The organism is Pseudomonas sp. PGPPP1 (genome assembly GCF_002255865.1).
Taxonomy (GTDB): Bacteria; Pseudomonadota; Gammaproteobacteria; order Pseudomonadales; family Pseudomonadaceae; genus Aquipseudomonas; species Aquipseudomonas cremoris.
Genome location: NZ_NKIG01000065.1, coordinates 1 through 6,158, shown reverse-complemented (window position 1 = coordinate 6,158; position 6,158 = coordinate 1). Strand labels below are relative to the sequence as shown.

The 6,158-nt window shown below is 52.2% G+C and carries 8 protein-coding genes, 4 tRNA genes and 2 rRNA genes; all 14 read left to right on the top strand.

From position 1 onward, the window contains the following. Positions 1-297, top strand: a 23S ribosomal RNA gene (locus CFE47_RS30860); the annotation flags it as partial. 169 nt (positions 298-466) lie between these two features. Continuing rightward, positions 467-582: ribosomal RNA gene (gene rrf, locus CFE47_RS30855) — 5S ribosomal RNA — on the top strand. 167 nt (positions 583-749) lie between these two features. After that, complete coding sequence (birA, locus tag CFE47_RS30850; protein WP_095186172.1) at positions 750-1,709, top strand: bifunctional biotin--[acetyl-CoA-carboxylase] ligase/biotin operon repressor BirA; 960 nt, start codon at positions 750-752, stop codon at positions 1,707-1,709. Continuing rightward, complete coding sequence (locus CFE47_RS30845) at positions 1,699-2,448, top strand: pantothenate kinase (protein WP_095186173.1); 750 nt, start codon at positions 1,699-1,701, stop codon at positions 2,446-2,448. The genes birA and CFE47_RS30845 overlap by 11 nt, the downstream gene beginning before the upstream one ends. Positions 2,449-2,455: 7 nt before the next feature. Next, positions 2,456-2,902: a hypothetical protein gene (locus CFE47_RS30840; protein WP_095186174.1), complete on the top strand. Its 447-nt coding sequence runs from the start codon at positions 2,456-2,458 to the stop codon at positions 2,900-2,902. A gap of 142 nt (positions 2,903-3,044) precedes the next feature. Next, a tRNA-Tyr gene (locus CFE47_RS30835) sits at positions 3,045-3,129 on the top strand. Positions 3,130-3,153: 24 nt separating this feature from the next. Next, positions 3,154-3,227: transfer RNA gene (locus CFE47_RS30830), tRNA-Gly, on the top strand. A 25-nt stretch (positions 3,228-3,252) separates the two neighbouring features. Next, positions 3,253-3,328: transfer RNA gene (locus CFE47_RS30825), tRNA-Thr, on the top strand. A gap of 161 nt (positions 3,329-3,489) precedes the next feature. Next, positions 3,490-3,565, top strand: a tRNA-Trp gene (locus CFE47_RS30820). A 45-nt stretch (positions 3,566-3,610) separates the two neighbouring features. After that, positions 3,611-3,979, top strand: coding sequence for a preprotein translocase subunit SecE (gene secE, locus CFE47_RS30815; RefSeq protein WP_181643757.1), 369 nt, complete (start codon positions 3,611-3,613; stop codon positions 3,977-3,979). 9 nt (positions 3,980-3,988) lie between these two features. After that, positions 3,989-4,522 (top strand): transcription termination/antitermination protein NusG, encoded by a 534-nt coding sequence (gene nusG / locus CFE47_RS30810; protein WP_003176436.1) that lies wholly within the window; start codon positions 3,989-3,991, stop codon positions 4,520-4,522. Positions 4,523-4,639: 117 nt separating this feature from the next. Beyond that, on the top strand, positions 4,640-5,071 hold the full coding sequence (gene rplK, locus CFE47_RS30805) for a 50S ribosomal protein L11 (protein ID WP_003176435.1): 432 nt from the start codon (positions 4,640-4,642) through the stop codon (positions 5,069-5,071). Beyond that, positions 5,071-5,766, top strand: coding sequence for a 50S ribosomal protein L1 (gene rplA / locus CFE47_RS30800; RefSeq protein ID WP_032884532.1), 696 nt, complete (start codon positions 5,071-5,073; stop codon positions 5,764-5,766). The genes rplK and rplA overlap by 1 nt, the downstream gene beginning before the upstream one ends. Positions 5,767-5,965: 199 nt before the next feature. After that, the coding region (rplJ, locus tag CFE47_RS30795) for a 50S ribosomal protein L10 (protein ID WP_286842923.1) at positions 5,966-6,158 on the top strand (193 nt) is incomplete at its 3' end.

Sequence of the window (6,158 nt, the reverse complement as noted above, 5' to 3'; positions counted from 1 at the left end):
GTCCCTATCTGCCGTGGACGTTTGAGATTTGAGAGGGGCTGCTCCTAGTACGAGAGGACCGGAGTGGACGAACCTCTGGTGTTCCGGTTGTCACGCCAGTGGCATTGCCGGGTAGCTATGTTCGGAATAGATAACCGCTGAAAGCATCTAAGCGGGAAACTAGCCTCAAGATGAGATCTCACTGGAACCTTGAGTTCCCTGAAGGGCCGTCGAAGACTACGACGTTGATAGGTTGGGTGTGTAAGCGCTGTGAGGCGTTGAGCTAACCAATACTAATTGCCCGTGAGGCTTGACCATATAACACCCAAGCAATTTGCTTGCTTCGAGCTTAAAAGCGAAAGAGCACCAGATTGCGGTGTGTGAAGACGAAATGAACCGAAAGTTCGACTCTTGCAAACACCGAAAGCTATCACATACCCAATTTGCTGAAGCGAGGCCAACTGGTCACGACTCAGTACCCGAATTTCTTGACGACCATAGAGCATTGGAACCACCTGATCCCATCCCGAACTCAGTAGTGAAACGATGCATCGCCGATGGTAGTGTGGGGTTTCCCCATGTGAGAGTAGGTCATCGTCAAGATTAAATTCCGAAACCCCATTTGCGAAAGCAGATGGGGTTTTGTTTTGGGCGGGCGGAAAGTGCCGGCAGGTTTTCTCATGGACGCCTTCAGGGCTAAACGCCTGCCTTTCTATGCAATGGTCTTTCGCATGGCTATCATGCGTTCCTCATTGTGAGGCGATACTTGCATGCTGACGTTGTTAGAACTTCTGAAAGATGGCCGATTTCATTCCGGGGAAGCACTTGGCGCCGCCCTGGGCGTCAGTCGCAGTGCTGTCTGGAAGCAACTCCAGCACCTTGAGGCCGAATTGAATCTGCCTGTTCATAAGGTTCGTGGAAAGGGGTATCAATTAGCATCCCCATTGGTTTTCTTGAGTGCTGCGGAAATTGAGCAGCATGCCCCTGATTTAGCATGGCCTATCCATATCTACGATTCCATTGACTCAACAAATGCCGAAGCTTTGCGTCTTGCTGGGGTTGAGTGCGCGACGCCCTTTCTGGTGCTTGCGGAGCAGCAAACGGCGGGAAGAGGCAGGCGTGGTCGAAAGTGGGTCAGTCCATTTGCCCAGAATGTCTATTACAGCCTTGTATTGCGTATTGAGGATGGTCTTCGGCAGTTGGAAGGCTTAAGTCTTGTGGTTGGATTGGCGGTCATGCAAGCCCTGCGTGAGTCTGGAGTTCAGACTGCGACTTTAAAATGGCCAAACGACGTTCTCGTAGGGCAAAAGAAAATTGCCGGGATTTTGCTGGAGCTCGTAGGGGATCCTGCTGATATCTGTCACGTTGTCCTTGGAATAGGCATCAACGTCAATATGCAGAAGGCTGACGAGGTTGATCAGCAATGGACATCAGTGCAGTTAGAGACGGGTTTTCCTGTTGATCGAAACGCCCTGATTGCCCGGCTGGGTTTGCAGTTGCAAGGCTACTTGGGTCGACACCGGGTGCTAGGTTTTGCCGAGCTTCAGAATGAGTGGGAGAAAAATCACGCTTGGCAGGGGAGGGCTGTGTCGCTTATAGCCGGTGTCAACCAGGTCGATGGAGTGGTGCTGGGTGTTGATCGTCAAGGTGCTTTGCGTTTGAGTGTTGATGGTGTTGAGAAAATATACAGTGGTGGTGAGCTAAGCCTGAGGTTGCGTGATGATTCTTGAGCTCGACTGTGGGAATAGCTTTATCAAATGGCGTGTGCTTGATTCGAGCGGGGTGAACGCCTCGGCTGAAGGTGTTGCAGGTTCGGATGCTGCCTTGATTGATAGCCTGCTGGCGCTGCCTGAGTTGTTGCTGACGCGTTGCAGGTTGGTGAGCGTCCGTGCGCAGGAAGAGACGGAAAAACTGGTTGAAGCGCTTGTGGAGACATTTGGTGTTGTTGTTACCAGTGCTGCTTCAGCTCGTGAAGTGGCTGGGGTACGTAACGGCTACGAAGATTTTGAGCGCCTTGGTCTGGATCGCTGGTTGGCAATGCTCGGTGGATTTAAATTGGCCTCGGGTGCCTGCTTGGTGCTCGATTTTGGCACTGCGGCGACTGCAGATTTTATAGCTGAGGATGGCGAGCACCTGGGAGGCTTTATTTGTCCGGGCATGTCTCTCATGAGGAATCAGCTGCGTACACATACACGAAAGATAAGGTATGGCGATGCCGCTGCTGAAAGGGCTTTGGAGTGCCTCTCACCAGGTCGTACAACAGTTGAGGCAGTAGAGCGAGGCTGTGCGTTGATGCTTCGAGGATTTGTTCTGACCCAGGTAGAGCTCGCGCGCAGCTACTGGGGCGATGACTTCAGTATATTCCTGACTGGCGGAGATGCTGATTTGGTATTGGGCTCTGTGCCGCAGGCTCGACTCGTTCCTGATTTGGTTTTCGTTGGTCTGGCGATGGCGTGCCCGTTATCTTGAGGTGTTTATGCGTTGGCTGTTTTTGCTTTTACTGATCCTCAACGCCTTTTACTACATATGGCACCAGCAAGAGGCCCCGCTGCGCGCTAAAGACGTTACTCCTCTGAGTCTCTATCGAGGTGCTCAGCAGGATATTCGTCTGCTGAGTGAATCTTCGGATGCAGTGATCCGCAGGGAGCGGGCAAAGGTATCTGATTCGCAAAATACCTGTTTGTACATTGGTGGATTTACAGACCAGCGCCAAGCGCAATCTGTCGAGCAGCGTCTCACTAGCTTGGATATAAAGGTCAAGGTTCAACTGCTGAGTACGCCAGATGCTCAAGGTTACTGGCTCCGGGTGGCCCCGGAAAGCCGGCGCCTGGCTGAAGATCTGCCCTTTGAAAACCTTGTTAAGGAATTCAATGAGTTAAAACATAAAATAATGCTGTGCGAAGGCATTGCAACTGTCGAATAGTTTGCATAGAATGGCGCCCGCTTCGCAGTGAAGACCTTTAGGGGGATTTAATGAGATGCGGCGTCAATGCAGCTAACCTCATAATTTAAATGAGAAAATGCTTGACAGAAGGTCGGCGTAATGTAAAATGCCGGCTCGCTTAGGAGGGGTTCCCGAGCGGCCAAAGGGATCAGACTGTAAATCTGACGTCTACGACTTCGAAGGTTCGAATCCTTCCCCCTCCACCATTTTTAGCGTGAGCTGCAAGCTCCGCGGGTATAGTTTAGTGGTAGAACCTCAGCCTTCCAAGCTGATGATGCGGGTTCGATTCCCGCTACCCGCTCCAAGTTTGCAGGTTGTGCATGTGTTTTGCTCTTGTAGCTCAGTTGGTAGAGCACACCCTTGGTAAGGGTGAGGTCAGCGGTTCAAATCCGCTCAAGAGCTCCATATAACAAGGCAGATATGAAAATATCTGCCTTTGTTTTAACAGCTGCCTCGGCTTGAGTGTTTTGTATCTGGTGGTTTTGCCAGGTTGTATCAAGTCTGTTGGGGTTGGTTGTTGTAAAGTCTTTTTCAGGCCTGCATAATGGTCGGCCTGATTTTGTTTTAGGTCAGTAGCTCAATTGGCAGAGCGACGGTCTCCAAAACCGTAGGTTGGGGGTTCGATTCCCTCCTGACCTGCCAGATTCACGTGGTGTGTCTGGCTTTCTTTTCACAGGATCTTCATAGATGACTCCTAAGGCTGAAGCTCAAAGCTCTCGTTTCGATCTCGTCAAGTGGCTAGTTGTTGTAGCGTTGGTGGTCGTAGGCGTAGTTGGCAATCAGTACTATTCTGCTTCGCCGATCCTGTACCGTGTGCTCGCTTTGCTTGTTATTGCTGTTGTGGCTGCCTTTGTGGGCTTGCAGACTGCTAAAGGCAAGTCTTTTGCGGTACTGGTAAAGGAAGCTCGCACCGAAATCCGTAAAGTCGTTTGGCCGACTCGCCAAGAAACCACGCAGACCACGTTGATTGTTGTGGCTGTTGTTCTGGTTATGGCGTTGCTGTTGTGGGGGCTTGATTCCCTGCTCGGTTGGCTTGTTTCCTTGATTGTTGGCTAAGGGTGTCCCGTGGCTAAGCGTTGGTACGTTGTTCATGCTTACTCGGGTTACGAGAAGCATGTTATGCGCTCTTTGCTAGAGCGCGTGAAGCTGGCAGGCATGGAAGATGGCTTCGGCGAAATTCTGGTTCCCACTGAAGAAGTGGTTGAAATGCGGAATGGTCAGAAGCGTAAAAGTGAGCGTAAGTTCTTCCCTGGCTATGTTTTGGTTCAGATGGACATGAATGAAGGTACTTGGCATTTGGTCAAGGATACGCCTCGTGTCATGGGTTTCATTGGCGGTACCGCTGATAAGCCTGCTCCGATCACTGATAAAGAGGCAGAAGCAATTCTGCGTCGCGTTGCTGATGGTAGTGACAAGCCTAAGCCGAAGACTTTGTTCGAGCCGGGTGAGGTTGTTCGTGTTACAGATGGTCCGTTTGCTGATTTTAACGGCACTGTCGAAGAGGTTAACTACGAGAAGAGCCGGATCCAAGTGGCAGTGCTCATTTTCGGTCGCTCTACTCCTGTAGAGTTGGAGTTCAGCCAGGTCGAGAAGGTCTAGCTGGCTAAGCATCCCAACCCCGCAGCCTTAGGCTGTGGGGTTTTGTCGTCACTGGGATAAACGCGCAAGTAACCGGGGAGCCTTTCGAGGCGTTTGAACCCGTAATTGGAGTGCCTCATGGCCAAGAAAATTACCGCTTACATCAAGCTGCAAGTGAAGGCCGCTCAGGCCAACCCAAGCCCACCTGTTGGTCCAGCTCTGGGTCAGCATGGCGTGAACATCATGGAATTCTGCAAGGCCTTCAACGCCCGTACTCAGGGTCTTGAACCAGGTCTGCCGACTCCAGTGATCATCACTGTATACAGCGACCGTAGCTTCACTTTCGAAACTAAGTCGACCCCGGCTTCGGTTCTGCTGAAGAAGGCTGCTGGTCTGACTAGCGGTTCCGCTCGTCCTAACACCGTTAAAGTCGGCACTGTGACTCGTGCTCAGCTGGAAGAAATCGCGAAAACCAAAAACGCGGATCTGACTGCAGCTGATATGGATGCAGCCGTGCGTACCATCGCCGGTTCTGCTCGTAGCATGGGCCTTAACGTGGAGGGTGTGTAATGGCTAAGCTGACCAAGCGCCAAAAGGCTATCGCCGGCAAAATCGAAGCAGGCAAGGCCTACAGCTTTGTAGACGCTGCAGCCCTGTTGACCGAGCTGTCGACTGTCAAATTCAGCGAGTCCGTTGACGTTGCTGTAAACCTGGGTGTGGACCCGCGTAAGTCCGACCAAGTCGTTCGTAGCGCTACTGTGCTGCCACACGGTACTGGCAAGACTGTACGTGTAGCCGTCTTCACCCAAGGCCCGGCAGCTGAAGCTGCTCTGGCCGCTGGCGCTGATCGCGTTGGCATGGACGACCTGGCTGCCGAAATGAAAGGCGGCGACCTGAACTACGACGTAGTTATTGCCTCCCCGGATGCAATGCGTGTTGTAGGTCAGTTGGGTCAGATCCTTGGTCCACGTGGCCTGATGCCTAACCCTAAAGTCGGCACTGTAACGCCAGACGTAGCTACCGCGGTTAAAAACGCCAAGGCTGGTCAGGTTCGTTATCGCACCGACAAAAACGGCATCATTCACACCTCCGTTGGCAAGGTCGGTTTCGACGCCGTCAAGCTGAAGGAAAACGTTGAAGCCCTGATCGCTGATCTTAAGCGTATCAAGCCAGCTTCTTCTAAAGGTATCTACGTCAAGCGCGTTACCCTGAGCACCACTATGGGCCCAGGTCTGGTCATCGACCAAGGCTCGCTGGACGTATAAGACACAGATTGACGCAAGCGATTGCGTCAATTGAAAAAATTGGGGTCCCTGCCTGGCGGGGGCTATCCAAGACCGTAGGCGACGCAAGTCTTAAACCTCAAGCCTACGCAGATGGTGCTCCCGGTTCCTTACCGAATCAGACACCAAAACGACATCCGGCTCCGGCCAGATGAAACGGTAACAAGCAGGAGTTAAACCCGTGGCAATTAATCTCGAAGACAAGAAGGCCATCGTCGCTGAAGTCAACGAGGCTGCCAAAGCTGCTCTGTCCGCTGTCGTGGCTGATGCCCGTGGTGTGACAGTAGGCGCTATGACCGGACTCCGTAAAGAGGCTCGTGAAGCTGGCGTATACGTACGTGTTGTACGTAACACCCTGCTCAAGCGCGCTGTTG

Coding starts and splice junctions, on each gene's coding strand:
- rplK (WP_003176435.1), top strand. CDS start 4,640: ATGGCCAAGAAAATTACCGCTTACATCAAGCTGCAAGTGAAGGCCGCT.
- birA (WP_095186172.1), top strand. CDS start 750: ATGCTGACGTTGTTAGAACTTCTGAAAGATGGCCGATTTCATTCCGGG.
- secE (WP_181643757.1), top strand. CDS start 3,611: ATGACTCCTAAGGCTGAAGCTCAAAGCTCTCGTTTCGATCTCGTCAAG.
- CFE47_RS30845 (WP_095186173.1), top strand. CDS start 1,699: ATGATTCTTGAGCTCGACTGTGGGAATAGCTTTATCAAATGGCGTGTG.
- CFE47_RS30840 (WP_095186174.1), top strand. CDS start 2,456: ATGCGTTGGCTGTTTTTGCTTTTACTGATCCTCAACGCCTTTTACTAC.
- rplA (WP_032884532.1), top strand. CDS start 5,071: ATGGCTAAGCTGACCAAGCGCCAAAAGGCTATCGCCGGCAAAATCGAA.